General features: G+C 69.7%; 31 protein-coding genes. 13 read left to right on the top strand and 18 right to left on the bottom strand.

Going from position 1 to position 25,401, the window contains the following annotated elements; translation table 11 throughout:
- Positions 1-8: 8 nt before the first annotated feature.
- The 3 genes from AFL01nite_RS07100 to AFL01nite_RS07110 are packed head-to-tail and all read left to right on the top strand — an operon-like array spanning position 9 to position 1,211.
- A complete protein-coding gene (locus AFL01nite_RS07100; RefSeq protein ID WP_146826857.1) occupies positions 9-371 on the top strand; it encodes a hypothetical protein in 363 nt (120 codons plus the stop codon).
- Complete coding sequence (locus AFL01nite_RS07105; protein WP_146826859.1) at positions 364-759, top strand: hypothetical protein; 396 nt, start codon at positions 364-366, stop codon at positions 757-759. Before AFL01nite_RS07100 ends, AFL01nite_RS07105 begins: the two co-directional genes overlap by 8 nt.
- The gene (locus tag AFL01nite_RS07110) at positions 756-1,211 is read left to right on the top strand and encodes an SRPBCC family protein (RefSeq protein ID WP_146826861.1); all 456 of its coding nucleotides are present in this window, start codon (positions 756-758) and stop codon (positions 1,209-1,211) included. Before AFL01nite_RS07105 ends, AFL01nite_RS07110 begins: the two co-directional genes overlap by 4 nt.
- Here the strand turns inward: AFL01nite_RS07110 and cobA are convergent.
- Positions 1,159-2,364, bottom strand: a complete 1,206-nt coding sequence (gene cobA / locus AFL01nite_RS07115; RefSeq protein ID WP_146826863.1) for a uroporphyrinogen-III C-methyltransferase — start codon at positions 2,362-2,364, stop codon at positions 1,159-1,161. The two genes, AFL01nite_RS07110 and cobA, sit on opposite strands and share 53 nt — an antisense overlap.
- Positions 2,361-3,152, bottom strand: a complete 792-nt coding sequence (locus tag AFL01nite_RS07120; RefSeq protein ID WP_246119629.1) for a phosphoadenylyl-sulfate reductase — start codon at positions 3,150-3,152, stop codon at positions 2,361-2,363. The genes cobA and AFL01nite_RS07120 overlap by 4 nt, the downstream gene beginning before the upstream one ends.
- Before the next feature lie 106 nt (positions 3,153-3,258).
- Between AFL01nite_RS07120 and AFL01nite_RS15300 the strand changes: the two genes are divergently transcribed.
- Both AFL01nite_RS15300 and AFL01nite_RS07125 read left to right on the top strand, forming a co-directional pair.
- Positions 3,259-3,405 (top strand): GPGG-motif small membrane protein, encoded by a 147-nt coding sequence (locus AFL01nite_RS15300; RefSeq protein ID WP_186813856.1) that lies wholly within the window; start codon positions 3,259-3,261, stop codon positions 3,403-3,405.
- A 25-nt stretch (positions 3,406-3,430) separates the two neighbouring features.
- On the top strand, positions 3,431-4,054 hold the full coding sequence (locus AFL01nite_RS07125; protein ID WP_146826867.1) for an L-threonylcarbamoyladenylate synthase: 624 nt from the start codon (positions 3,431-3,433) through the stop codon (positions 4,052-4,054).
- Here AFL01nite_RS07125 and AFL01nite_RS07130 read toward each other — a convergent pair.
- The 6 genes from AFL01nite_RS07130 to AFL01nite_RS07155 all read right to left on the bottom strand — a co-directional run bounded on the left by AFL01nite_RS07130 (position 4,014) and on the right by AFL01nite_RS07155 (position 8,439).
- Positions 4,014-4,592, bottom strand: coding sequence for a DnaJ family domain-containing protein (locus AFL01nite_RS07130; protein WP_146826869.1), 579 nt, complete (start codon positions 4,590-4,592; stop codon positions 4,014-4,016). The two genes, AFL01nite_RS07125 and AFL01nite_RS07130, sit on opposite strands and share 41 nt — an antisense overlap.
- A 10-nt stretch (positions 4,593-4,602) precedes the next feature.
- Positions 4,603-4,890: a DUF1905 domain-containing protein gene (locus AFL01nite_RS07135; protein WP_222593428.1), complete on the bottom strand. Its 288-nt coding sequence runs from the start codon at positions 4,888-4,890 to the stop codon at positions 4,603-4,605.
- A 23-nt stretch (positions 4,891-4,913) separates the two neighbouring features.
- Positions 4,914-5,624, bottom strand: a complete 711-nt coding sequence (locus AFL01nite_RS07140) for an anti-sigma factor (protein WP_146826873.1) — start codon at positions 5,622-5,624, stop codon at positions 4,914-4,916.
- Positions 5,621-6,211 (bottom strand): ECF RNA polymerase sigma factor SigK, encoded by a 591-nt coding sequence (sigK, locus tag AFL01nite_RS07145; RefSeq protein WP_146826875.1) that lies wholly within the window; start codon positions 6,209-6,211, stop codon positions 5,621-5,623. The genes AFL01nite_RS07140 and sigK overlap by 4 nt, the downstream gene beginning before the upstream one ends.
- Positions 6,212-6,240: 29 nt before the next feature.
- Entirely contained in the window at positions 6,241-6,855 is a 615-nt protein-coding gene (locus tag AFL01nite_RS07150; protein WP_146826877.1) for a fasciclin domain-containing protein, read from the bottom strand.
- A gap of 75 nt (positions 6,856-6,930) precedes the next feature.
- Positions 6,931-8,439: a molybdopterin-dependent oxidoreductase gene (locus tag AFL01nite_RS07155; protein ID WP_146826879.1), complete on the bottom strand. Its 1,509-nt coding sequence runs from the start codon at positions 8,437-8,439 to the stop codon at positions 6,931-6,933.
- 130 nt (positions 8,440-8,569) lie between these two features.
- On the opposite strand from AFL01nite_RS07155, the gene AFL01nite_RS07160 reads away from it, so the two are divergent.
- Positions 8,570-9,052 carry a polymer-forming cytoskeletal protein gene (locus AFL01nite_RS07160; protein WP_186813857.1) on the top strand — a complete coding sequence of 161 codons (483 nt, stop codon included), beginning with the start codon at positions 8,570-8,572 and terminating at the stop codon, positions 9,050-9,052.
- A 9-nt stretch (positions 9,053-9,061) separates the two neighbouring features.
- Here AFL01nite_RS07160 and AFL01nite_RS07165 read toward each other — a convergent pair whose 3' ends face one another.
- Positions 9,062-9,322, bottom strand: coding sequence for a hypothetical protein (locus AFL01nite_RS07165; RefSeq protein WP_146826883.1), 261 nt, complete (start codon positions 9,320-9,322; stop codon positions 9,062-9,064).
- Between the two features lie 51 nt (positions 9,323-9,373).
- Positions 9,374-10,192, bottom strand: a complete 819-nt coding sequence (locus AFL01nite_RS07170) for a DUF1206 domain-containing protein (RefSeq protein ID WP_146826885.1) — start codon at positions 10,190-10,192, stop codon at positions 9,374-9,376.
- Between the two features lie 207 nt (positions 10,193-10,399).
- On the opposite strand from AFL01nite_RS07170, the gene AFL01nite_RS07175 reads away from it, so the two are divergent.
- The 3 genes from AFL01nite_RS07175 to AFL01nite_RS07185 all read left to right on the top strand — a co-directional run bounded on the left by AFL01nite_RS07175 (position 10,400) and on the right by AFL01nite_RS07185 (position 13,050).
- Positions 10,400-11,476, top strand: coding sequence for a DUF3103 family protein (locus tag AFL01nite_RS07175; protein WP_186813858.1), 1,077 nt, complete (start codon positions 10,400-10,402; stop codon positions 11,474-11,476).
- A gap of 84 nt (positions 11,477-11,560) precedes the next feature.
- Positions 11,561-12,232, top strand: coding sequence for a sulfotransferase family protein (locus AFL01nite_RS07180; RefSeq protein ID WP_146826889.1), 672 nt, complete (start codon positions 11,561-11,563; stop codon positions 12,230-12,232).
- Positions 12,233-12,603: 371 nt separating this feature from the next.
- Entirely contained in the window at positions 12,604-13,050 is a 447-nt protein-coding gene (locus tag AFL01nite_RS07185) for a hypothetical protein (protein ID WP_146826891.1), read from the top strand.
- A 90-nt stretch (positions 13,051-13,140) separates the two neighbouring features.
- On the opposite strand, the gene AFL01nite_RS07190 is transcribed toward AFL01nite_RS07185, so the two are convergent.
- Positions 13,141-13,635, bottom strand: a complete 495-nt coding sequence (locus AFL01nite_RS07190) for a hypothetical protein (protein ID WP_146826893.1) — start codon at positions 13,633-13,635, stop codon at positions 13,141-13,143.
- 204 nt (positions 13,636-13,839) lie between these two features.
- On the opposite strand from AFL01nite_RS07190, the gene AFL01nite_RS07195 reads away from it, so the two are divergent.
- Positions 13,840-14,379: a GNAT family N-acetyltransferase gene (locus tag AFL01nite_RS07195; protein WP_146826895.1), complete on the top strand. Its 540-nt coding sequence runs from the start codon at positions 13,840-13,842 to the stop codon at positions 14,377-14,379.
- A gap of 248 nt (positions 14,380-14,627) precedes the next feature.
- Here AFL01nite_RS07195 and AFL01nite_RS07200 read toward each other — a convergent pair whose 3' ends face one another.
- The 3 genes from AFL01nite_RS07200 to AFL01nite_RS07210 are packed head-to-tail and all read right to left on the bottom strand — an operon-like array spanning position 14,628 to position 16,192.
- Positions 14,628-15,224, bottom strand: a complete 597-nt coding sequence (locus tag AFL01nite_RS07200; protein ID WP_146826897.1) for a dihydrofolate reductase family protein — start codon at positions 15,222-15,224, stop codon at positions 14,628-14,630.
- A gap of 12 nt (positions 15,225-15,236) precedes the next feature.
- On the bottom strand, positions 15,237-15,764 hold the full coding sequence (locus AFL01nite_RS07205) for a TIGR03086 family metal-binding protein (RefSeq protein WP_146826899.1): 528 nt from the start codon (positions 15,762-15,764) through the stop codon (positions 15,237-15,239).
- The gene (locus AFL01nite_RS07210; protein ID WP_222593429.1) at positions 15,761-16,192 is read right to left on the bottom strand and encodes a VOC family protein; all 432 of its coding nucleotides are present in this window, start codon (positions 16,190-16,192) and stop codon (positions 15,761-15,763) included. The genes AFL01nite_RS07205 and AFL01nite_RS07210 overlap by 4 nt, the downstream gene beginning before the upstream one ends.
- Positions 16,193-16,211: 19 nt before the next feature.
- Between AFL01nite_RS07210 and AFL01nite_RS07215 the strand changes: the two genes are divergently transcribed.
- Positions 16,212-16,934, top strand: coding sequence for a VOC family protein (locus tag AFL01nite_RS07215; RefSeq protein ID WP_146826903.1), 723 nt, complete (start codon positions 16,212-16,214; stop codon positions 16,932-16,934).
- Here the strand turns inward: AFL01nite_RS07215 and AFL01nite_RS07220 are convergent.
- The gene (locus AFL01nite_RS07220) at positions 16,921-17,808 is read right to left on the bottom strand and encodes a GNAT family N-acetyltransferase (RefSeq protein WP_186813859.1); all 888 of its coding nucleotides are present in this window, start codon (positions 17,806-17,808) and stop codon (positions 16,921-16,923) included. The genes AFL01nite_RS07215 and AFL01nite_RS07220 overlap by 14 nt on opposite strands.
- Positions 17,809-17,937: 129 nt before the next feature.
- Between AFL01nite_RS07220 and AFL01nite_RS07225 the strand changes: the two genes are divergently transcribed.
- Positions 17,938-19,335: a glycoside hydrolase family 16 protein gene (locus AFL01nite_RS07225; protein WP_186813860.1), complete on the top strand. Its 1,398-nt coding sequence runs from the start codon at positions 17,938-17,940 to the stop codon at positions 19,333-19,335.
- A gap of 98 nt (positions 19,336-19,433) precedes the next feature.
- The gene (locus AFL01nite_RS07230) at positions 19,434-20,783 is read left to right on the top strand and encodes a glycoside hydrolase family 16 protein (protein ID WP_146826910.1); all 1,350 of its coding nucleotides are present in this window, start codon (positions 19,434-19,436) and stop codon (positions 20,781-20,783) included.
- Between the two features lie 29 nt (positions 20,784-20,812).
- Here AFL01nite_RS07230 and AFL01nite_RS07235 read toward each other — a convergent pair whose 3' ends face one another.
- Genes AFL01nite_RS07235 through AFL01nite_RS07245 form a run of 3 tightly spaced genes read right to left on the bottom strand, consistent with a single transcriptional unit; the run spans position 20,813 to position 25,295 of the window.
- The gene (locus AFL01nite_RS07235; protein ID WP_146826911.1) at positions 20,813-21,661 is read right to left on the bottom strand and encodes an alpha/beta fold hydrolase; all 849 of its coding nucleotides are present in this window, start codon (positions 21,659-21,661) and stop codon (positions 20,813-20,815) included.
- A gap of 55 nt (positions 21,662-21,716) precedes the next feature.
- On the bottom strand, positions 21,717-22,919 hold the full coding sequence (locus tag AFL01nite_RS07240) for an MFS transporter (protein ID WP_146826913.1): 1,203 nt from the start codon (positions 22,917-22,919) through the stop codon (positions 21,717-21,719).
- A gap of 21 nt (positions 22,920-22,940) precedes the next feature.
- Positions 22,941-25,295, bottom strand: a complete 2,355-nt coding sequence (locus AFL01nite_RS07245) for an ATP-binding cassette domain-containing protein (RefSeq protein ID WP_146826915.1) — start codon at positions 25,293-25,295, stop codon at positions 22,941-22,943.
- Between the last annotated feature and the right edge of the window lie 106 nt (positions 25,296-25,401).

Raw genomic sequence — 25,401 nt, forward strand, 5'->3', positions numbered from 1 at the left:
TGTCCGACATGCCTGACGCCCTGGTGTACGCGACCTCCGCGGTCGCTCTCGTCGTGGCCGCCTTCGCCGGGTGGCACACCCTCAAGTCGTACCGCTTCAGCAACCCGCTCTTCTACGCGATCGCGCTGGTCGAGGCGCTGCTGCTCGTCGCGCTCGTCTGGGGGATTGTCGCCGCCGCGAGCACCGACCGCGACATCGAGACCGGGCTGTACCTGTCGTACCTCGTGACCACCGTCCTGATCCCGCCGGCCGCCGTGCTGTGGGGCGTGGGCGACAAGACTCGCTGGGGCACCGGCGTCGTCGCCGTGGCCCTGTTCACCGTCTCGATCATGTTGATCCGCACGCACCAGATCTGGGTGGGACATGGCTGAGCACGGCCCCGCGCACGACACGCAGCACGGCTTCGGACGCGCCCTCGTGGCGCTCTACGCGATCTTCACGGTCGCGGCCACCGCCCGTTCGGTCTACCAGCTCGTGACCAAGGCCGACGAGGCGCCGGTCGCGTACGCGCTCTCGGCCGTCGCCGGCGTCGTGTACGGCGTCGCCACCTGGGCCCTGGCCACCAGCAATCGCCGGGTCGCCACGGCGGCGATCGGCTTCGAGCTGGCCGGCGTGCTGGGAGTCGGCGTGCTCAGTCTCGTGGACGCGTCCCTGTTCCCGGACGAGACCGTGTGGTCGGGCTTCGGCGCGGGATATGGCTACGTCCCGCTCGTGCTGCCGTTCATCGGCCTGTGGTGGCTGCGCCGGACCGGTCGATGACCGAGCGGGCGTACGCGTTCCGGTCCGTCTGGGACGTCGCCGAGCCGCCCGACCGGCTCTGGCACACGCTGGAGCACTTCCTCGAGCAGGAGGACCCGCTGCCGTGGTGGGACGCGGTCCGCGTCACCGGCCACCGCGGCGAGGAGATCGACCTCGTCGCCCGGAGCGCCTTCGGCTACCGGCTGCGCTTCACGGTGTACGACCTCGACCTGCGGCCCACGACCGAGATGAGGTTCAGCGCGCGCGGCGACCTGGAGGGGACCGCTGCGCTCGCCTTCGCTCCCGGACGGCCCGGGCGCACCGAGCTGGCGATCGACTGGCACGTCGACGCGACGGCCCCGTGGATGCGACGCTCCGAGCGCGTGCTGCGGCCGGTGTTCGTGCTGGCGCACGACCTCGTCATGAGGTCGGGGGAGCGCCGACTGAACCGGTGGTTGCGGCAGCGAGGCTGACGACGTCGCCGATGATCGTGATGGCCGGGGCCTGCGCGTCCGCCGCGCGGTCGGCGATGGTGCCCAGCGTGGCGATCGTGGTGCGCTGGTCGGGGGAGAAGCCGCGCTCGACGACGGCGGCCGGGGTGTGCGGGTCGTGGCCCGCGGCGATGAGCTCCTCGGCGGTACTGCGCAGCCGCTTGACGCCCATCAGCATCACGAGGGTGTGGTCGCCGCGGTGGGGCAGCTCGCCGACGGCCTCGTGGCCGGTGATCACCGAGAAGCCGCGGGCGACCCCGCGGTGCGTCACGGGGATGCCGGCGGCCGCGGCGACGGCGATCGCGGACGTGACGCCCGGGACGACCTCGACCTCGACGCCGGCCTCACGGCAGGCGAGCAGCTCCTCGCCGCCGCGGCCGAAGACGTACGGGTCGCCACCCTTGAGACGGACCACGACCTTGCCCTCGCGGGCTCGATCGACCAGCAGGGCGTTGATCTGCTCCTGCGGGATCGGGTGGTGGTCGGGCTGCTTGCCCACGTCGATGACCTCGACGTCGGGGGCGAGCTCGGCCAGGACGGACTGGGGCGCCAGCCGGTCGAACACGACGACGTCGGCCTCGGCCAGCAGGCGACGGCCGCGGGAGGTGAGGAGCCCCGGGTCACCGGGGCCGCCGCCGACCAGCGCGACGAGGCCGCGGGCATGGGTGCGGTGGCGCAGCGGGAGGTCACCGGTCTGCAGGGCCGTGGCGAGCGCGTCGCGCAGGGCCGCGGCACGCCCGGCGTCGCCGCCGCCGCTGACGGCGATGGTCACGTCGTCGACCCGGGCGACGGCCGGAGTCCAGGCCGTCGCACGCTCGGGGTCGCCGCCCTTGAGGCAGAACACCTGACGGGACTCCGCGTCGGCCGCGACCTGGTCGTCGACCGCGGCGACGTCGGTGGCGGTCTGGACCAGCCACGCTCCCTCGAGGTCGCCGCTGCGGTAGCCGCGCTGGTGCCAGGTGATCGTGCCGCGGCCGATCGCCGACGCCAGGGAGTCCGAGACGGCGGGGGAGACGACGTGGACGTCCGCACCGGCCTCGGCGAGCGCGAACGCTCGCCGGGTGGCCACGTGCCCACCGCCCACGACCAGGACGCGGCGACCCGAGAGTCGGAGCCCGAGAGGAAAGATGCTCACGTGTGCAGGCCGCACTCCGACTTGTCCAGGCCCGCCCAGCGGCCGGCCCGGGGATCCTCGCCCGGCGCGACGCGCCGGGTGCAGGGCGCGCAGCCGATCGACGGGTAGCCGTCGTTGAGCAGCGGGTTGAGGATGACGTCGTTCTCGTTCGCGTAGGCGATCACCTGGTCGAAGGTCCAGTCGGCCAGCGGGTTGATCTTGACCAGCCCGTTCTTCTCGTCCCAGGTGACGAAGGGCGTGTCGGCCCGCAGCGGGCTGTCGTCGCGGCGGACACCCGTGATCCACGCCTCGTACCCGCCGAGGGTCTCGGCCAGCGGCTCGACCTTGCGCAGCTGGCAGCACAGCGCGGGGTCGCGCTCGAAGAGGCGCTCGCCGTACTGCGCGTCCTGTTCGGCGACGCTCTGGCGGGGCTGGACGTCGACGATCGTCAGCTGCATCGACGCCTCGACGGCGTCGCGCGTGCCGACGGTCTCGGAAAAGTGGTAGCCCGTCTCGAGGAACAGCGTGTCGACCCAGGGGACGTGGCGGGCGACGACGTGCGGCAGGACGGCGTCGGCCATCGAGCACGCGACGGCGGTCAGGTGACCGAACTCCTGCGCCACCCAGGCGAGCAGCGCGTCGGTGTCTCCGTCGGCGAATCTGCCCTGCGCTTCCAGGGAGATCGCCCGGAGCTCGTCTCGCGACCGACGGGGCCGCGAGCGGGCTGCACGGTCGGCGACGTGGGCGGCGCGTTCGCGCTCGTGGGCGAGCTGGCGCTCACGCCGTTCGGCCAGGGTCGGGGTGCTCACGCAGTCGACATTAGTTCGCCGTCGAACACGTCCCCGACCCGTCCAACATGCGAACATGCCCAACTCACGGCAAGGTGGAGGCGAACCAATCGAAGGGAGTCACCCCATGTGGAACACCATCTTGTGGATTGCCGCAGTGATCATCGCGATCTTCGGCATCATCCGACTTGTCCAGCGCGACTTCGTGATGGGCGCCGTGCTCATCGTCATCGCCCTGCTCGTCGGCCCGGGCGGCGTCAGCCTCTTCACCTGAGTCACTGACGTCTAGGGTGGCGAACATGGTTCGCTACATCGACATCCATCCCGTTGACCCGCAGCAGCGCACCGTCGAACAGGCGGTCGCGGTGCTGCGGGGCGGCGGGTTGGTCGCTTATCCGACCGACTCCGGTTATGCGCTCGGCGCCCAGATCGGCAATGCCGACGCCTTGCAGCGCATCCGGAGCATCCGCGAACTGGACGACAAGCACCACTTCACGCTCGTCTGTCGCGACTTCTCCCAGCTGGGCCAGTTCGTCCGGGTGGACAACTCCGTCTTCCGCGCCGTCAAGGCCGCGACGCCCGGCCCCTACACCTTCATCCTTCCGGGCACGATGGACGTCCCGCGCCGCCTCCTGCAGGCCAAGAAGAAGACGGTCGGCGTGCGCATCCCCGACCACAAGGTCGTCCGGGCCCTGGTCGACGAGCTCGGCGAGCCGCTGCTGTCGTCGACGCTGATCCTTCCCGGCGAGACCGAGCCGATGACCCAGGCCTGGCAGATCGACGAGGCGATCGGCGACCGGATCGATGCGGTCATCGAGTCCGGTGACGAGGTCATCGGCGAGCCGACGACCGTGATCGACCTGTCCGAGGGCTACGCGGTGGTCAGCCGCGTCGGCGCAGGCGATCCCACGCCCTTCGAATAGCCCCAGGCGTCGACGACGGCGGCGGCGGGACGTCGTCCGTCGGCCGACCGCGGCCGCGCCGCTCCCGCCAGGCAGCCACCTCCACCTCGACGTCCCGCAGCTGCGTCACCACCGGCGGACCGCCCTGCAGCTGACGACGAGCAGCCACGATCCGGCGGTTGAAGTCCTCGACGGCCTCGCGCACCGCCCGCTCCGATCGCAGCGCGTCGAGCTGCTCGTCGAGAGCGGTGTCGTCCTTGCGCAGCTGCAGCGCCTCCGGCAGCACCCCGGTGATCTGCTCGCGCTCGATGAACCGTTTGAGCCACCAGTCGGGCTCGGCCGCGGTGTCGATGTGGGGGAGCGGCTTGCCCGCGTAGGGCAGGTCGTCGAACTCGCCCCGCGCCATCGCCGCGCGGATCTGCTGGTCGACCCACAGGGTCTGGTCCTCCGGCCGGCGGCGCGGCGGGGGAGTCGCCTCCTCGTCCGGCGGCGTGCTGTCGGTCTCGCCCTGCGGATCCATCCGGTAGCGAGCAGCGCGGTTGCGGGCGTCCTCGTCCATCGGCGCCAGTCTACGTTTCGACGCGCAGGCGCACCCGGATCCGATCACCCTCCCCGCAGCCCTCGGCCTGCCTGACGGCCTTCTTCACAGGAAGGATGAACGTCGCCAGCTCCTTGCTCGGGAAGACCGAGGTGCGCCACGTGCTGGCGCCGACGGTGACCTCGACCTTCACCGAGCCGAACCCCGCCTTGTGGGGGATGAGCTCGTCGATCTCGTCCGTGACGTCCTCGGGAAGGGTCAGGAAGTGCCACGTCCCCTCGTCACGCCATCGCCACAGGGTCGCCTCGAACTCGAACACGAGGCGATCCTCGCCGATCCTGCTCAGAAGGGGAACAGGGCGACCAGTTCGTCGGTCGTGGCGTCCTCGGCGTCCGGGTCCGTCTCGACGGTGACCCCGGCGGCCGAGGCGGTCGAGGCGTCACCCTCCAGCAGGACGGTCTGGTCCGGGCTCCTGGCCATGGAGCCCGCGTTGACCATGTCGTCGCCCTGCTGCAGCCAGACCACGTACGAGTGGCCCTTCGGCGCGGGCGGCATGTCGCTGGTCACGAGGACCGCACGCCCGAGCGAGGGGGAGCGGACCACGGTGGCCTTGGCCCCGTCCTCGAACTCCTGGGTGACGCGCTGGGCGTCGTCCGCGCGCAGGACGCGGTCGGCGAGGCTGACGACCTGGCCGGAGCCGGTCTCGTCCTGCCAGGGGCGGGTGACGCCGACACCGACACCACCGACCACGACGGCCGCCGCGGCTGCGGCGACCAGCAGTCGACGGGGCGTCCGTCGAGCCGGGCGGGACGGGGACCCGACCCGGGGCGGCAGCTGGCGGGTCTCGCCGATCGCGGCGAGCACCGAGCCGCGCAGCTCGGGCGGCGGCTCCTCTGCGGTGAGCGCCGAGAGCTCGGACACGGCCTCGCGGAGCGAGGCGACCTCTTCGGTGCAGATCTCGCACCCGGTGAGGTGCCGCTCGAACTGCTGGCGCTCGATGTCGGTGACCGCGTCGAGCGCGTAGGCGCCAGACAGGGCATGGACGTCGCTCATCGTTCACCTCCGATCGTGTCGCGAAGCCTGATGAGGCCGTCACGTACCCGGGACTTCGCGGTTCCCAGCGGTACTCCCAACATCGTGGCGACCTCGGTGTGTGTGCATCCCTTGAAATAAGCCAGTTCGATCGCCTGGCGCTGGGTCTCGGTGAGACCTGCCATCGCCTTCCGAACACGCTGTGCGTCCAGCCGGGACTGGACCACTTCACTCGTTGAATCGTATTCCACCGCATGATGGCGGTGCCCGTATTCGATGTCCCGGGTGTGCGTGGCCTCCGCGCTGCGCACCCGGTCCACGGCCCGGCGGTGCGCGATCGTCATGATCCACGCCAGTGCCGAGCCGCGGGCCGGATCGAACCGAGCCGCCTGCCGCCAGATCTCCAGGAAGGCCTCCTGTGTGACTTCCTCGGACTGGGCGGGATCACGGATGATCCGCTTGACCAGGCCGAAGATGCGCGGGGAGACCAGGTCGTAGACCTGGGCGAACGCCCTCTCGTCGCCGAGAGCACATTGCTGGAGCAGGGGTGCGAGCTCCTCGGGCGGCGAGGCTTCGCCGCCCGAGGTCGCTGCGCGGAGGTGGTTCACGGGTTCATCGCCCTCGAGGGTTCAGGTGGTCACGGCATGATCACGGAGTCGACCACGTACACCTTGGCGTTGGCCGTCTGGACGTCGCCGCAGATCACGTTGGACTCTCCCACGGAGAACTCCTCGCCGGAACCCTCCACGGTGATGGTGTCACCTGCGAGCGTCGTGTGCTCGGCGGCGATCTCGTCGGGGCCGATCTCGCCCTCGACGACGTGGTGGGTCAGCACCTTCGTCAGCGCGTCCTTGTCGGCCAGCAGGGCGTCCAGGTCGGCGGCGGGGATCTTGGCGAACGCGTCGTTGGTGGGCGCGAAGACGGTGAGGGCCTCGGCGCTGTTGAGCGTGTCGCCCAGGTCGGCGGCCGTGACGGCCTTGACCAGGGTGGTGAGCAGCGGGTTGTTCGACGCGGCGGTGGCGACCGGGTCGTCGGCCATGCCGTCGACCGAGCCCTCACCGGACGTGGGAACAGCCTCGCAGCCGGCGCCGAACGGACCGGAGGCCATGGCCTCGGTGGTCATCGAGGCGCTGGGCTCGCTGGAGCTGTCGGACGAGGAGTCGTCGTCGCTGCTGCTGCACGCGGTCAGACCGAAGCCGAGCGCGAGGGCAGCGGTGGCGAAGCCGACTCGGCGGGAGATCGTGGTGTTCATGGTGATGCCTTTCGGTGGGTGCCGTTCAAGCTGTCGGGAGTGATTCGGAGCGTCGGTGCGATCGGATGGGTCGATTCACCGAACTTGTACGACGATCTGCTGGAATCCGCTGGAACCGTCGGGAAAAGGCGTGGCACGCTTTTCCGTCTGGTACTCGCCGTCGGGCGTCTGGGCCCTGACCCTGAGCGTGTGGCGGCCCGGCTCGGCGTCCCACAGCAGGTACCACTGGCGCCAGTAGTCGACGCCGGCGTCGGGCCCGAACTCGGCCTCCCGCCAGTCGCCCTCGTCGACGCTGACCTCGACCTTGCCGATGCCCCGCCCCGGGGCCCAGGCGACGCCGGCGACGACGATGCGGCCCGCGTCGACGGCTCGCAGGGCGACGGGCGTGTCGATGCGCGACGCGATCTTGATCGGTCCGTCGATCGCCCAGTCGCGCTCGGTCCAGTACGCCTCTTTCTTCGCGTACGTGGTCACAGTCAGCCGCGTGAGCCACTTGGTGCCTCCGACGTAGCCGTAGAGACCAGGCGTCACCAGACGCGCCGGGAAGCCGTGCGCGCGGGGGAGCGGCTCACCGTTCATGCCGACGGCGACGATCATGTCCCGCCCGTCCTGGGCGGCCGCCAGAGGAGTGCTGATGGTGAATCCGTCGGTCGCCGTGCTGAGGATCTGGTCGGCGCCGGAGCGCACCCCGGCCCGCTCGAGCAGGTCGGAGACCCGGACCCCGAGCCAGCGGGCGCCGCCGAGGTACGGTCCGCCGACCTCGTTCGAGACGCAGCACATCGTGATGTCGCACTCGATCATCGGCAGCTCGAGCAGCTCGTCGAAGCTCAGCTCGAAGGGACGGTCGACCATCCCGTCGATGCGCAGGCTCCACGTCTCGTGGTCGACGACGGGGACCGTGAGGTTGATGTCGACCCGGTAGAAGTCCTTGTTGGCGATCTGGAACGGGGTGACGTCCCGGAAGCGCGACTCGAGTCCGCGCGGCAGCGGCGGCAGCGGCTTCCGGGCGCGGGGGAGCACGACGTTCGACACCGCCTGGGCGCGCGCGATGAGCCACTGGCCGGCGGACCCCGCGACGATCGCGCCGCCGGTGATGACACCGGCGCGGAGCAACAGCCGACGACGACTCATCCCGTCGACGACCTCCACCGGTCCGGACGGGCCGGGGGAGAGCCATCGCAGGGCGGCCAGGGCGACGACGGCGGTGGCCACAGCGGGCAGGACGTCCACGGCCCGTGCCTCGGGGCGCGCGAGGGCGGCCCAGCCGGCGAGGCTGACGAGCACCAGGACGGCCGCGGCGCCCGCCGGGAACCAGCGTCGTGCCAGGACTCCGCCGATCGCGGCGAAGACCAGGGTGCCGACGAGGACGCTCGCCAACAGGATGAGCTTGTCCGAGTCGCCGAACCGCTCGATGGCCCATTGCTTCAGGGCCGTCGGCGTGCGGTCGATCACCGCACTGCCGACGGCGAGCACGGGGGAGGCGGCTGGCGTGGTCAGGGCGGCGACCAGGTGACCGACGGCCAGGCCGGCGGTGGCCGAGGCCACGCCTGCCAGGGAGCCGAGGGCGACATCGTGGCGATTCATGGAGGTGGTTCGTTGCGGACGGCCATCCGGATGGCTCACGGACATGAGAGTGCTCTCATGTTCTGCTCACGGAGGTCTCACCGACCCCACGCACGATGGAGGCATCACGCACCGATCGAAGGAGTTCGACATGAAGACCAAGCCTCTCGCCCTCGCCCTGGTCGGCGGCGTCCTGCTGGCGGGCCTTCCGGCCGCCGTCGCGACCGCCGACGATGACGACGACCGCCGCAAGAACGTCACCCGCACCGGCAACTACACGGTGAAGAAAGGTCGCGAGATCAACGGCAACCTCACCGTCCGGAACGGCAACGTCATCATCCGCGGCGAGGTCGACGGCACCGTCCGCCAGATCGGCCGCGGCTCCGTGACCGTGGCGCGTTCGGGCTCCGTGGACGGCCGCATCATCGAGCGCGGCTCGGGCGACGTGAACGTCAAGGGAGACGTCGACGGAAACGTCGTCGAGACCAACGCGGGCCACGTGCGCATCGCCCGGACGGCCGACGTCGACGGCAGCGTCAAGGAGCGCGGCACGGGCAACCTGGCCGTCTGGCGCGGCGCCGACATCGACGGCGCCGTCAGCGAGGGCGGTTCCGGCCGCAAGCTGCGCCGCTGAGGCGAATGGTCATTCGCCGGCCGGTCTGAGCCGGCCGGCGGGGAGCCACCCGGTGTGCACGACGCCGTCGGGGGAGGCCCACGTGCACAGCGCCTCCCAGCCCTTCACGACCGGCCGCCACTCGATCAGGACGCCGGGATACACCGCTGGCGCATGCTTCACCGTGGAGAGGTTGACCCACACGTGCTGGGGCCGGATCCGCGGCGGGGGAGCCACGGCAGGTGCGTCCAACGCGGTCAGCGGGTCGCCGTACCTCCGGTTGTGACCCATGGGGCCACTGTAGAACGTGTGTTCGACGTAGGACCTGAGAACCCCGTTACGTCAGCGATCGATGTGGCGGGCCCAGGCGAAGCAGAAGAGTCCGAACGCCACGAATCCCGCCCCGAACAGGCCGGTCAGGAACGGACCGAACGGCTGGTCGAGCACGGTCAACAGGGCCTCGTCGATGCCACCGGACTTCTCAGGCTCGTGGGTGATCGCGGCATAGGCGAAGAGCGCCGCGACGCCCACGATGGCGGCGCCCTTGGCGACGTACCCGCATCGGCCGAGCCAGATGTACGCGGTGCCGACACGTCCGCTGGCTCCACCGGCCTCGATGTCCTTGAGGAACCGGTCGGTCGCGCCCTTGAAGACGAGGTACCCGCCGACCGCGGCGATGCCGAGGGCGACGAGCCCCATGATCACCTGGCCGAGAGGGAGATCGAGGATCTTGGCGCTCAGGGGAGTGGTGCCGTCCTTCTGCGACGAGCTCGACCCCATGACGACCTTGATCGCGCTGCCGGCGATGACCGCATAGACCACGGCCTTGCCGAGGCTCGTGACGCGCTTGCGCAGTCGCGCGGTGTCGTCCTCCTGGCGATGTCCGACGGCGGCCTCAAGGACCTGCCACACGGCCAGCAGCGCCATGCCGATGCCGACGGCCCACACCATCGCCTCACCGAACGGCTGTTGGGCCAGCTCGCGGACCGCGCCGGTGCTGTCGGCCTTGTTCTCGCGGTCGCCGAACGCGAGCTGGATGACGATCCAGCCCAGGACCAGGTGGACCACGCCGAAGGCGACCAGCCCCACGCGAGCCACCTGGTCCATCGCCGGGTGGTCGTCGACGGCGCGCGCGGCGGATCGTGCTGAGTCAGGTGTCATGGCGCGAGCCTAGGGCGTTCACGCGCTCCCGGCCCGATCACGTGCTCGCGACCGTGGGGGCGACAGGGCCCACTGGGGCGGTCGAGAATGCCTTCCAACCCCAACCGTCACCAATCAGGACGACGCGGGCTGCGGTCCTTGTGGACCGCGCCGGCGAGTCGGTACGTTTCGGCCGAATCATCTGATCGAACGAATTCGGGGGAAGAAATGAAGAGTGTGTTCCACACGGCCACCCAGCGCGCTGCACTGGTGGTCACGTTCGGCGTGGCCCTGGCCGGATCGGGCCTGGTCGCCCAGGCGAGCGCCGCTCCGGCGCCGCAGGCCGACGGCCTGACCAACGCCCAGGTCAACCGCGAGCTCGACAAGCTGGCCAAGCAGCTGGCCGTCGCGTCCGACGACGACCCGGAGTTGCGCAAGACCATCCACGGCGCCGTGAAGAAGCGCTTCGACGGCGACGAGAACGCTCTGCTGAGCACGCTCGTGGCCAAGCCGAACTTCACCGCACGGGTGGCGGGTCCCGGCAAGAGCAAGGACGCGATCGCCAAGGCCGCAGAGAAGATCCCGCGCCTCCAGGTCGCCGTGCCGCGGGGCTTCGACTCGTGGGATCCCGCGACGTACGCGCCCCTGGTCGCATACTTCCCGCAGGGCGTCGACGACACGAAGGTCAAGACCCTCACGGCCTACGACGCGGCAGGCAACACCGTGACGCTGGATGCCCAGGTCGCACCGAAGCGTCCGGTCATCGTGGTGGGCCTGAACGAGCGCACCGACGAGGAGGGTGAGCTCCTCAAGCAGACGACCACGTCGCTCGCGACCGCCAAGACGTCCCAGACGAACCTGGCCGTGAACGCGGTCGAGGCGGCCGCGGCTCGGACCGCCTACTCGGTCGACATCCGCATCGTGCACCTGATCAAGGACAAGGAGCCGTGGGCCCTCGGCGACGCCGAGATCTCCATGAAGGCCCGGAGCAGGGGCTGCAGCGGTGTCGAGTTCCTCGGCACGGACTGGAGCAACCTGAACAACGATGACGACTGGTGGGCACCGGGTGGTGTCAAGAACATGGGCAAGACCACGTGCGACGTCGTCTTCTACTGGTGGGAGGACGACGGCGGCGCCTTCGACTTCAGCCTCTCGTTCAACGGCTTCGGCCTCGGCGTCAAGATGGACAACGACGACGACATGATCGGTGGCAAGCAGCTGGGCTACGCCTCCTTCAAGGGCGGGGGAACGGACCAGTGGATGAAGGTCGACGACTGGGACGCCCTCCACATGTGGGTCGAGTGACTCTCGGGCGTTGAAGCGAAGCTGGCGGGTGACGGAGGAATTCGTCGCCCGCCAGCGTCGTCTCGGAGCCCCTAGACTCCGGGCGTGACCCTCCAGCTGATCGGCGCCGGACTCCCGCGCACGGGGACGTCGTCGTTGCGTGACGCACTCAGCTTCCTCTTGGATGCGCCGGTCTATCACATGAGCGAGGCGCTCCGGCATCCCGAGCACGCCGGCACGTGGGTCGCGGCGATCGCGGGGGAGCGGCCCGTCTGGGACGAGTTCCTCGCCGGATACGCCGCCGGGGTGGACGCCCCGTTCTCGAACTGCTGGCGCGATCTGGCCGAGGCGTATCCGGAGGCGCCGATCGTGCTGTCGCGGCGGGTCGACGCGGCCACCTGGTACCGCAGCATGGCCGCGACGGTGCTGCCGCGCACCCGCGAGATCCTGGCCAGGGGAGCGGCCGATCCGATGGCGCCGCTGTTCGGCGTCATCTTCCGTGACGTGTTCGACGACATGGACGACCCGCAGGACGTCATGGCCGGCTATGAGCGCCGGCTGGAGCAGATCCGTTCGGAGGCGCCGGCCGACCGGCTCGTCGAGTGGGAGCCCGGCGACGGCTGGGCGCCGATCTGCGACGCCCTCGGGCTCGCCGTGCCCGACCGGCCGTTCCCTCATGAGAACAGCACCGCGGCGTACGTGGCACGGCGTGAGGCGAGGGCGCAGCAGGACCGACGGCGCCTCGAGCCCCTGGAGCACACGGGACGGGATCAGTGACCGGAGCAAGAAGCAACTCACGGATGCGTGTTGTTGCTGCGGACCTCGACGTCACCACCGGTGATCCCGTCGAGACGCACTATCGCGTGCGTCTCTGGGAGCCGCCGTCCGGAAGTAACGAGACGTGCGACGGTCGCCATGCAGGCTGATCGCCCCGTCGCGGACCCATGGCGCTGACCGCGACACGGGCGCATATTCGGAGCGTTGCATTCAACGCGAACGCATAGTCAATGACGAGCACCGCAGCCGGAGCACCTCGATGCCGACCGACCGCGGGCAGTCGGCGCACACAGGGGATGATCCCTGCCGCAACGTACCCGCCGTGAGGGCGTTCTTTATGTCTCCTCTATCGTCTTCGCCAAGGGGATTGAATGATGATCGAGCGTGAGTCCTTGGTGAGCGCGTCGCGGCGCCGCGTTGCCCGCGGGTTGATGGTGGGCTGCTTTTTGGCCGCACTGGTGACGTGGTTCGGACCGTCGGTGGTGATCGCGGGCTATGACTCCCTGTCGTTCTGCGAGGACGAGGGCGCTGCTCCGCAATCGTTCTGGAGCTCTCCCGACCGTGACACGCGGTTCTCCGATGGTGGCTTTCTCTATCCGGAAAGTGGGACCAGCGCCGTCACCCATCACGTCAACCCGTGGACGCAACAGGTGACCTGCAGTTATCAGAACAGAGCCGGTGAAGTCGTCGACCAGCACTACGGGACACCGGTGATCTTCGTGGTGATCACCGTGTTTTTCCTGGTAGTGGGCGTTCTCGAAGCGATGATGTACCGACTCGGTGGACCCGGGGGAAAACGGCGTTTTCTGACGTCATAGAGCGCCCCCGCCATTCGGAGGTGTCCTGGTCGAGGTCGTAAGCAACCCTGTTGGCGGGGCGGCTGTATCGACAGCCGCCCCACCGGTGCATCAGTTGTAGAAGATGCACTCCTCAGGGGCGTACCGATAGGGGTCGGACCCGACAGAGGACCAGAAGCATCCGGGCAGGGTCCAGTTGCGGTCCGCATTCACGATCGGTTCGGACTTCTTCAAGTTCCCAGCGAGATCTTCAAAGCCGCTAGAGTCGAGTCCCATGCAGTCCGTGTTCGGTGCTATTCCGAAAGGGCAATCGTTGGTCACGGCTTGGTAGTTCGCCGAGAAACGCTGTTGGTCAAACACCCCCGATTGCGCGTACATGGTGATGATGTAGCCACGCGAGCGGGACACTCCACTCGCAATTAAGGGCGCGTCCTGGGGGTGGGCAATCCCGATCGCAAGACTCTTGCGGCCACAGTCGTCGAAGAGTGCGTTTGAGTCGAGGTAGGCCCCGTACGCCTCGGGGTCCAGCGACTGGTCAACTGTGGCGATGCTCCACGCCATCACGCGGTCGCCGCCCGCCCAGAACTGATCCTCTACGTTGGGCACACAGAACGGGTCGCTCCCGGTGAGGTGGAGACCTCGGCACGGCTGGGATGCGTGACGGAACCGACGGCTTCCTCCGGCTGTACGGATCGCCGGGTGACACGGGTGGTGGTGCCACCACGACAGTCTTCTTCCACCGCGAGGAGGAGGAGTGACGAGTCGTCACGCCACCCTCGATCCCTCGTCCGAAGACGCATAATTGACATAATGTGCATTATCGGACAAGCGGTGAGCGAAGCGAATGTGGCGGAAGCGGCGTCCATCTGGGCCCGGGCCGCCGCCCGTCGTGACGGTCGATCTGGACACACCGACGTCGCGTCGGCGCTGGCCGGAATCCGGCGGCGTCTCGCGCTGGACGGCGCGACGCTGACGCTGGCACGTCGTGACGTTCGCGCCATCGGCTTCGACCTGGTCGCTCCACGTGAACACGTCATGGAAATCTTCTACGTGGCGGTCGATCCGGACGTCTGGGGCGACGGCGTGGCCGGGCTGCTGTTGCAGGACGCCCGGAGCCGCGCTCGTGTCGCCGGATGCCGAACCCTCGAGCTGTGGGTGATCGACGACAATCACCGTGCCAAGGCCGTCTACGAGAGAGCCGGTTGGCTCAGCACCGGCGAGACACAGCCCGACGCGGCTTCAGGACGCGCCGAGCGACGCTTCATCCGGCACGTCGACGCGCTGGCTCATGGGCGACACCGAGACAGCTCAACCAACGCTGGTGCTGGACGTCCGGTGGCCGACGCATGAAGGAACGATCTCTTTCGAGACTCTCACCGAGGTCGGCGCACGCCTCACGGTGGACCGGCTCGACCCCGCCGACGGGCTGGGCACGGTTCACGGATGCGGGGTCGACCCAGCGGGAACCACCTGGAACTTCCTCGTTGACCGGACGTCGTTCTACGTCGAGTCCCTGCGCCCACCCGTGCTGACCCTCAACGACCGACCCGAAGGTGACAGCCGCTGTTCAGGCTCGGGATGATCGCGTTCCCGTCGCCTCAGTCCTGAACCCGGTCGTACGTCAGGAAGATCGTGCCGCTCGGCAGCACCGTGTGGTCGGCCAGCGCCCAGGCGTGCGGCGCGAACGCCGCCTGGCGCCCGAACACGGGGATGCCCGCGCCGATCGTCAGCGGGGCCAACTTGACCACCAGTCGGTCGATCTCGGAGTACAGCGCACCGGCGACGTCGCCGCCGCCGACGAGCCAGATGTCGCGGTCGCTCGATTCGGCCTTGAGCTCGCGGACGGCAGCCGCCGGGTCGCCCGCGATGACCGTCACCGCCGGATCGGGCGACACGAGGCTGCTGGAGAAGACGACGTGCCGCAGGTGCGGGTACGCGTCGCTCAGGCCGGCCTTCAACCCGATCTCGTAGCTCCTGCGACCCTCGAGCGCCGTGTCGAAGTGTCGGCCTTCGCCGGTGATGCCCATCGCATCGCGCGCCAGACCGGGCAGCGTCTCGGGGTACTCCGACACGAGGTGTCCGACGTAGTCCTCACCGACGGGCCAGAATCCCCCGGGACCTGTCGGGTCACTCCCCTCGGGGTCGGTGATGAACCCGTCCAGGGTCGAGGCGATGAAGTAGACCAGTCGGCGCACGTCAGGACTCTGTCAGCGATTCCGCGAGAACGGAACCTCTCGCCCAGCGAAGGCGGCGAGGCGCTCGTACGCGTCGGCACCGTCCGGCGCGGGCTTCGCGGGTGCGAATGCCTGCCCGCGCTGTTCGTCGGCGAGCGCCTGGGACATGAACGCGTACCCCGTCTCGGCGACCTCGGGATCGAACCCCGACCTGTCGTGTCCCAGTGCCGATGCCAGGTCCCAGCCGTGGATCGCGAACTCGCCGGCCATCATGCCCTCGGGCACGGACCCCTCGTGCGCCTCCAGCGCGGCGAGCAGGTCGTCGGCGTGCCGGCGGAACGTGCCGGCCGCGTCGTCGTGGTGCGGCGTGGGAGCGGACCAGTCGACCTGCTCCCCCTTCGCCATCGTCGCGAACTGGGCCGGCAGGTTGACCAGGTGGTCGGCGAGCTGACGGGCCGACCAGTCGGAGCAGGGTGTCGGGGCGTCCCAGGCGTCGGCGGGGACGCCCTTCAGCAGGGCGTGTGTCTGGTCGAGGGCACCGGAGATGACGGGTGAGCTCATGAGGGCAGTGAACCTTTCGGATCGGACAGTTCCGCGACGACGGGTGACCACAGATGGCCGTCGGGATCGGTGAAGCTCGCGGTGTACCCCCAGGGCTGCTCCCCCGGGTCGGTGACGATCTCGGCGCCCGCCTGCCGTGCGCGCTCGACGATCGCGTCGACCTCGGCCGCCGCGGCGACAGAGACGGAGAACGCGCACTCGTGCTGGCCGGCCGGTGCGACCTCACGGCCGCCGATCCCCCAACCGAATCCCCCGGTCGGGACCAGCATCAGGCTGACGGTCTCGGACAGCGAGAACTGCAACGGCTCGGGAACGCCGTCGTCGGCCGGCTCGCCAAACGCCTGGAGTCCCAGCACTCGCTCGTAGAAGTCGAGCGAGGTGCGCCGGTCGCCGATCGGCAGGGAGACGACGATGCTCTGACGGCTCATGAGGTCTAGCGTGGCACTCATGAGCAGTCGAGTGGAAGCCCTCGTCATCGACGCGAACGACCCGGCGCGGCTGGCCGCGTTCTGGGCCCGGATCCTCGACCGCGAGATCACGGAGTCGGACGACGACGACGGCGTCCTGACCCTCCTGGCACCCGACCACACCACGTTCACGATCGACATCGAGCCGACGCGGCACCCCAGGACCATGCGCAACCGGATGCACGTCGACCTGACCAGCGCGACGCCGGAGGCGCAACAGGCGACGGTGGACCTCGCGCTGACGCTCGGCGCGAGCCACCTCGACGTCGGCCAGCTGCCGACGGACACCCACGTCGTCCTCGCCGATCCCGAGGGCAACGAGTTCTGCGTCCTGCCGGCCGACAACCGGTTCACCGCCGGGTGCGGTCGCATCGGTGCGCTGAGCTGCGACGGCACCCGCGCCGTCGGCGAGTTCTGGCAGGCGGCCCTCGACTGGATCATGGTCTGGGACGAGGGCGACGAGACCGCGATCCAGTCGCCCCACGGCGGCACGAAGATCTCCTGGGGTGGTCCGCCGGTGATGGACAAGCCGGAGAAGAACCGCTGGCACCTCGATCTGCGCCCGCACGGTGACCAGGAGGCCGAGGTCGAGCGCCTCGAGGCGCTCGGCGCCACGCGCACCGACATCGGTCAGGGCAAGGTCGACTGGATCGTCATGCGCGACCCGGACGGCAACGAGTTCTGCGTGCTCAGCGCGACGTGACCGACTTGACCCACCGGCTCCACTCCCCCTGCGGCACGTACCCCGCGGACCTCCACAGACCGGCCGCCGGGTCGTTCTCGTCGAGCACCATCGCACACAGTCGCGTGGCTCCGAGCGCTGCGAGACGGTGCTCGGCATGGGAGAGCAGACGGCGGCCCACTCCCCTCCCCCGCAGCCCCGGGTGCACGGCCAGCCGGTAGAGATTCGCCCGCCAGCCGTCCCAGCCAGCGACCACGCTGCCCACCAGTCGTCCCTCCTGATCGGCGACGATCACCGCCGCCGGGTCGCGATCCAGCAGCTGCTCCACGAGCCGAGCGTCGTCGGCCGGCCGCGCCGCGTTCTCCGCCGCCTCCACCCAGAACGCCAGCAGGGCGTCGACGTCGTCCACGGTCGCGTGCCGGAACTCGAGGTCGCCGTCGACGACGCGCAGTGGGTGCTCGGCGAAGGTCGGCCGCTCGAACCCGTCGACGTGTGCCGCGACCTCCTGGTCGGTCAGCCGGAGGTCGTCCGGTCCCGTGTCACAGCGCGACGCGACCCGCCGCAGGGCGGTGTCGCGGTCGACATCGAGGAAGACCGTCTCGGCCCGGAGGCCGAGCCCGTCGGCCACCAGGGCGCGGTAGTCGTCGCGCAGCGACCGGGTCGAGAACGAGAAGTCGACCACCACGTCGTCGCCTCGACCCACGGCGACGATCAGCCGCTCGCGGAGGTCGTCCTCGATCCGGTCCAGGTCGGCCTGAGACACCGGCTCCGCGGGGGCCCCGAGACGCCACGTCTCGACGTCGAAGGACAGTCGGGTCCAGCCCGTGTCCACCAGTCGCCGCGCGAAGGTCGACTTTCCGGCCCCCGTGGGCCCGCACATGAGGATCACCGCCACGTGCCGCATCCTGCCACGGGCGACAGGGCCACAGCTCGACATGTCGGGCGGCTCAGGATTCTCCCGTACGATGGAACGGACGGCGCCTGCGCGCCGTCATCGTCTATGTGTTTCGGGAGCCTTCTCTTCATGCTGCGCAAATTCCTCGCCGTCCTCGTCGGCCTGTTCCTGGCCGCCGGGCTCACTGTTGCGGTGTCCGGCACGACCGCCGCCGTGGCGGCCTCCCCCGGCCTCAAGCGGTCCCCGGCCAAGCCGTGGCCCGGCGAGGTGACGAAACTGAAGGGGACGATTGCGCCGAAGGGCCGCATCGTCGCGCTGCAGAAGTACCAGGCGGGTCGCTGGGTCCAGGTGAAGCGGACCCGCACGAAGACCAAGGGCGCCTTCTCCCTGGCTGTGCGCGCGAGCACGACCCGCGTGAAGTACCGCGTCGTCGCTCCCAAGGCCAAGGTCGCCGGAAAGACCCGTCGCCAGGTCGTCACCTCCTCCCGCACGGTGGTCGCCACCGCGCCGAGCGTCCGCCTGGCCTTCGGGTCCACCCCCGTCGTGAAGAAGAACGGCCGCGCCTACCTCTCGGGTCGCGTGTCCGCCACGCCGGCCGCCTCGCGAGCCAACGTCGTCGTGCAGCGGATGTCCGCCAAGGGCTGGCGCAACGTGACCTCGGGCAAGCTCACGAAGGGCAGCCACCGCTTCACCGTCGTGGCCAACAAGTACAAGTACCGCGCCCTCGTTCGCGCGACGGGCTCGACCGCCAACTGGGCCGTGTCGAAGACCGTCACGCCGCGGTGGCGCGTGACCTGGCGTGACGAGTTCACCAACGACGCGAAGTCGCGCCAGACGTGGGACCACCGCGACCTCGGCAGCCGCTACGGCCGCCGCGTGTGCAGCACCACCGGCGCCCGTCAGACGACCTACCCCGGCGGCGTCATGCGGCTGCGGCTGAGCAAGGACTCGCGCCCGAAGCAGGACCCCGACGGCACGCGGGTGAAGAACTGGAAGAAGGCGTGCCCCGATGGCACCTACCTCAACGCCATGGTCGGCACCCAGGTGACGAAGAACTTCAAGCAGGGCGTCTTCGCGGCGCGCGTCAAGTTCCAGGCGCCTCAGGGCATGCATGGAGCGTTCTGGCTGCAGTCGAACGGCGGTACTCCGGAGATCGACGTGGCGGAGTACTTCGGCAACGGTCGTGCCGACGGCGGGTTGGCCAGCTTCCTGCATTCCCGGCCCAACGCCCGGGGCAAGCAGACCACCGTCGGTGGCGTCCTGAAGTCGGCTGACCGCATCGTCAACCGCGGTTCGGGCACGGCGGCCTCGCGGTACCACGTCTACTCGGTCGAGTGGACGAAGACCGGCTACGTCTTCCGGATCGACGGCAAGGTGACCCTGCGGACCAAGCGCCTGCGCAGCAACGATCCGCACTTCATGGTGCTCAGCCTCATCTCCTCGGACTGGGAGATGAAGAACCTGAAGAAGAGCCAGCTGAAGAAGGCGTACGTCGACGTCGACTGGGTGCGTGTCTGGCAGAAGTGACGAGTGTTGTGGCCGGTTCGCCACAACCTCAGCCATTTCTGACGTAGCGTGAGCCTCTGAGCACCGCCCTTCCCCGCTAGCAGTTCTCGGAGTGATTCATGCGCAAGCCCCTCGTCGTCCTGGCCGCCCTGGTGATGACCGCCGGACTCCTCGGAGCATCCACGGCCTCCAGTTCGGCCGCCTCGTCGAAGATCTCCGTCCGGTCGAGCGTGAAGGCGCCGTGGCCGGGCGAGGCCACGAAGCTCACGGGTCGCGTCACGCCCAAGAAGCGTGTCGTCGAGCTGCAGAAGCGCCGCGGCAAGAAGTGGGTGCGCGTGAGCCGTACCAAGACGCGTTCCGGCGGTGCCTTCGCGTTCTCCGTGCGAGCGACCACGACCCGCACGAGCTACCGCGTGGTCGCTCGCAAGACGAAGATCAAGCGCAAGGTCTACAAGAAGAAGCTGTCGAAGACCCTCTACGTCAAGGCGGCCTCGCCCAAGGTGAGCCTGTCCCTGTATCCGGCCGCCGTGCGCGTCTCCCCGATGAGGGCGGGTGTCCCCGTGGTCGTGCAGCGCAAGATCGGCAGCGCGTGGAGCAACGTCGTCAACACGAAGCTGCCCGCCTCCGGGCTGATCGAGTTCCCCGTCGCGAGCAACGTCACGGACTACCGGGCCGGCGTCCGCGCCCCCGGCGCCACGACGTGGACCTACTCGTCGCAGGCACGCTCCTCGCGCAAGCTCGCCTGGAGCGAGGAGTTCAGCGACCCGTCGACCCTGGGCACCACGTGGCGCACCCGGGACGAGGCGACCTACCACGGGAAGCGCATGTGCAGCGCCACCTCACCCAAGAACAGCTACGTCTTGAAGGGGCACCTCCGGCTGAAGGTCACGGCCGACAACAACCCCGATCCGGCGCTGGTCGACATCGAGAAGTGCAAGACGGTGGGCGGTGGAACCGTCCTGCAGGGCATGGTCGGCACGCAGCTGAGCCACGCGAAGTTCAAGTACGGCACCTTCGCGGCCCGCATCAAGTTCCAGGCGCCGCGCGGCATGCACGGCGGATTCTGGCTGCAGTCCGCCGGCGTCCCCGAGATCGACGTCGCGGAGTACTTCGGCGATGGACGGCCCCGGGGCGGACTCACCCACTATCTCCATGACCGGCCCAAGGGGACGAGTACCGACTGGGTGCGCGTCGGCACCGAGAGCCTCAAGGCCAAGGAGCTGCTCACCCACGGCCGCAACACCCCGTCCACGGGTTTCCACGTGTACTCGGTCGACCGGACGACCGCGGGATACGTGTTCCGCGTCGACGGCGTGGAGACGTTCCGCACCACGCAGCTCCGGAGCGAGGACGAGCACTACCTCGTCCTGAGCCTGGTGTCCTCCGACGAGGACCGAAAGAACTACCTCGACAAGAGCAAGCTGCCCCAGGCGTTCATGGACGTCGACTGGGTGCGCGTCTGGAAGTGACGCCCGGCTGGGTCGCCGCCCTCGCGCGCTTAGGGCGCGGTGGTGGCGATGAAATCGGCCAGGACGTCGGCGAACCGGTCGGGGTCGTCCAGGTGCGGGAAGTGGCCCGCACCCTCGAAGAGCTCGACCCGGCAGGACGGCACCGACTCCTGCGCCTTGATCGCGTGCCAGGCCGGGATCATCCGGTCCTTCGTGCCCCACACCAGCAGGACGGGGATCGGCCGCACGTCGGCGAGGTGGTCGTGGGCGCTGACGGTCTGCCCTCCGGGGTCGACCACGGCGCGCGTGGTGGCGAGGAAGGCCTTGCGGCTCTCGCGGTCGCCCAGTGAGGTGAAGCCACGCCAGATCGCGCCCACATCGGCTCCCGGCTTCCAGCCGACCCTCGCCGCGGTGCGGCCGACGGACTCCACCCGGTCGAGCACCCACCCCGACGCGATGACGCTCAGCACCTGCTCCGCCCCGGGCAGCGTCGCCGAGCGCAGCAACGGGCTGACCTCGCGGCCGAGGCCGCCGCTGGCGACCAGCACGAGCCGCTCCACCCGCTCGGGGAACAGGTAGAAGAACTGCATCGCGATGCCGCCGCCGAGCGAGTGGCCGACCACGGTGACCGTGTCGATGCCGAGCCGGTCGAGCAGGTCGCGCAGGGTCGCGGCGTGCGAGCTCAGCGAGTAGTCCCCCATCGGCTTGGCCGAGGCGCCGTGCCCGAACAGGTCGGGCACGATGACGCGCTGCGTCTCGTCCATCCGGTCGACGAGGTGCTTCCAGTTGTGCTGGGAGCCCAGGATGCCGTGGATGAACAGGACGACGGGCCCGTCGCCACGATCGAGGAACGAGAGCCGGTGGCCGTGCAGGACGATGGTCTCGGGCAGCTGGGGCACGTGCGGTCTCCTGGACGTCGGGGCGTGACCCCACGGTAACCCGCGAAGGTGCCGCTCAGTCGTCCGAACCGAACGCCCGCAGGAGAGCGGCCAGCGCCGCGAGCACCACCACGATCGCGCCGTACGCCAGCGCGGTGTCCCTGAGCCCGACCTCGCCCACCCCGAAACCGGCCAGGACCGCCGGAACCCCGAAGGCCAGGTAGCTCGCCACGAAGACCGCGGCGAACAGCTCGCCGCGGCGCTCGGGCGGGGCCAGGGGTGTGACCGACCTCATCACCCCCAGGAAGGACGCACCGAAGCCCGTACCGGCGAAGACGGCGGCCGCGAGGAACCACGGCAGGCTGCCGGCCGCGAGCGCCGCGAGCGTCAGCGCGGTGCCGAGGGCCAGGGTCGTGGCCCCGTACAGGGTGATCCGCCTGCTGCTCCAGTCGCGGGCGACGAAGCACATCGCGGCGCCTGCACCGTTGAGCGCCGTGATCACCAGCCCCTGGGAGACATGGCTCGCTCCCCCGAGCTCCTGGGCGACCAGCGGTGCGCCGAGCGACAGGTAGAAGCCACTCGTGGCCCACCCCGCGACGAGGGCGGGAAGCGCCCGGAGGAACGCCGCGCGGGCCTTCGGCGGCACGCCCACCTCGGGTCGCAGGGAGGCCAGCGCGCCCGCACGGCGTGCGGACGTCTCGGGCGCCAGCCACACCGACGCCGCCATGAGGACGAACAACGTCGTGAGCACGCCGAAGACCACCGTCAGGGCGGCGTCCTCCGCGTGGTCGAGCGCCAGGCCCGCGAGCAGGCCACCGGCCGCCAGCCCGGCCAGCGGGGTGACGGAGTTGGCGATCGCGGCTGCTCCGGGGCGACCGGGAGGCTCGAGGTCGACGACGGCCGCGGACATCGACGACAGCAGCAGTCCGGCGCCGAAGCCCTGCACCACGCGCGCCGTGACGAGCACCGTCACGCTCTCGGCCTGCCAGAAGGCGGTCATGCTGAGCGCGAGGACCAGGAGCCCGGCAGCGATGACCGGGCGCCGGCCGAGGTGGTCCGAGAGCGATCCGGTCACCAGCAGGGTCGCGAGCATCGCCAGCGCATACACCGCGAAGATCAGCGTCATCATCACTGAGGAGAAGCCGATGCGCTCCTGCAGCACCGGGTAGAACGGCGAGGGCGCGCTGGCGCCGATCAGGAACACGGTCAGGGCCACCAGGACGACGCCGAAGCCCACCCGTCGGCGGATCCTGGTCCGTTCGGTGGCAGGCGCGCTCATGGTGCGGCGAGTGTAGGCCGCTCAGGCGCCGACGTACGCAGCCAGGTGCTCGCCCGTCAGGGTCGGCCGTGCCGCCACGAGGTCGGTCGGGGTGCCCTCGAAGACCACCTGCCCGCCGTCGTGTCCCGCGCCGGGACCGAGGTCGATGATCCAGTCAGCGTGCGCCATCACGGCCTGGTGGTGCTCGATCACGATGACGGACTTGCCCGAGTCGACGAGCCGGTCCAGCAGGCCGAGCAGCTGTTCGACGTCCGCCAGGTGCAGGCCGGACGTGGGCTCGTCGAGGACGTACGTACCGCCCTTCTCCCCCAGGTGCGTGGCCAGCTTGATCCGCTGGCGCTCACCGCCGGACAGGGTCGACAGCGGCTGGCCGAGCGTCAGGTAGCCGAGACCGACGTCCTCCAGCCTGGCCAGGATGCGCGCCGCCGCGGCGACGTTCACCCCGTCCTTGCCGAAGAATGCGTGCGCCTCGGCGACCGACATGGCCAGCACCTCGCTGATGTCGCGCTCGCCCAGCGTGTACTCGAGCACGGCGGCGTCGAAGCGCCGGCCCTCGCAGACCTCGCACGGGGACTCGACCGTGGCCAGGATGCCGAGGTCGGTGAAGACGACGCCCACGCCGTTGCAGTTCGGGCAGGCGCCCTCGGAGTTGGCCGAGAAGAGCGCCGGCTTGACACCGTTCTCCTTCGCGAATGCCTTGCGGATCGGGTCGAGCAGCCCGGTGTACGTCGCGGGATTGCTGCGGCGCGACCCCCGGATCGCCCCTTGGTCGATCGCGACGACGCCCTCGTTCCTCGCCACCGATCCGTGGACGAGCGAGCTCTTGCCCGACCCGGCGACGCCGGTGACCACGACGAGGACCCCGAGCGGGATGTCGACGTCGACGTCCTTGAGGTTGTGCGCGTCGGCGCCCCGGACCTCGAGGTGCCCGGTGGGCTCACGCACGGCCTCCTTCAGCCGCGCGCGGTCGTCGATGTGACGGCCGGTCACGGTGTCGCTGGCGCGCAGGCCGTCGAACGTGCCCTCGAACATGATCTGCCCGCCGCCGCTGCCGGCCCCCGGACCGAGGTCGACCACGTGGTCGGCGATCGCGATGGCCTCGGGCTTGTGCTCGACGACCAACACCGTGTTGCCCTTGTCGCGCAGCTGGAGCAGCAGCTGGTTCATCCGGTCGATGTCGTGCGGGTGCAGGCCCACCGTGGGCTCGTCGAAGACGTAGGTGACGTCGGTCAGCGACGAGCCGAGGTGACGGATCATCTTCGTGCGCTGCGCCTCGCCGCCCGACAGCGTGCCCGCCGGCCGGTCGAGCGACAGGTAGCCCAGTCCGATCTGCACGAACGAGTCGAGCGTCTCGCCCAGCACCTTCAGCAGCGGCGCCACCGAGGGATCGTCCAGCTCGTGCACCCAGGCCGCGAGATCGGTGATCTGCATGGCGCAGGCCTCGGCGATGTTGACGCCCTTGATCCTCGAGGACCGCGCGCCCTCGTTGAGGCGGGTGCCGTCGCACTCCGGGCAGGTCTGGAACGTGATGGCCCGGTCGACGAACCTGCGGATGTGGGGCTGCATCGCCTCACGGTCCTTCGACAGCATCGACTTCTGGATCTTCGGGATCAGGCCCTCGTACGTGACGTTGATGCCGTCGACCTTGATCTTGGTCGGCTCCTGGTGGAGCAGGGCGTCGAGCTGCTTCTTCGTGAAGTCCTTAATCGGCTTGTCGCCGGGGAAGAAGTCGCCGTTGAGGAAGATCCGACCGTACCAGCCGTCCATCGAGTAGCCCGGGATCGTCAGTGCCCCCTCCGCGAGGGTCTTCGTCTCGTCGTAGAGGGCGGTGAGGTCGAAGTCGGACACCGCTCCCCTGCCCTCGCACCGGGGGCACATGCCGCCGGTGATCGAGAACTCGCGGCGCTCCTTGACCGTACGGCCGCCGCTCTCGAACGAGACCGCGCCGGCGCCGCTGATCGAGGCGACGTTGAAGGAGAACGCCTGCGGCGATCCGACGTGCGGCTCGCCCAGCCGGCTGAACAGGATCCGCAGCATCGCGTGCGCGTCCGTGGCGGTGCCGACCGTGGATCGCGGGTCGGCTCCCATGCGCTCCTGGTCGACCAGGATCGCGGTGGTGAGGCCGTCGAGCACGTCGACGTCGGGGCGCGCCATCGACGGCATGAAGCCCTGGACGAAGGTGCTGTAGGTCTCGTTGATGAGGCGCTGCGACTCGGCGGCGATCGTGCCGAACACCAGCGAGCTCTTGCCCGAGCCGGAGACGCCGGTGAACACGGTCAGCCGCCGCTTGGGCAGCTCGACGCTGACGTCCTTGAGGTTGTTGACGCGCGCACCGTGCACGCGGATGAGGTCGTGGCTGTCGGCCTGATGGGTCACGCGGTGATTCCTCCCCTGAAGCGGTTCTCGAACGATAGCGCCGCCGATAGCGTGGACGGAACGACGAACGCCGCTGCCGCGGCCCGAGGGAAGAAACTTCCGAACG

This window comes from Aeromicrobium flavum (assembly GCF_007992115.1).
GTDB lineage: Bacteria > Actinomycetota > Actinomycetes > Propionibacteriales > Nocardioidaceae > Aeromicrobium > Aeromicrobium flavum.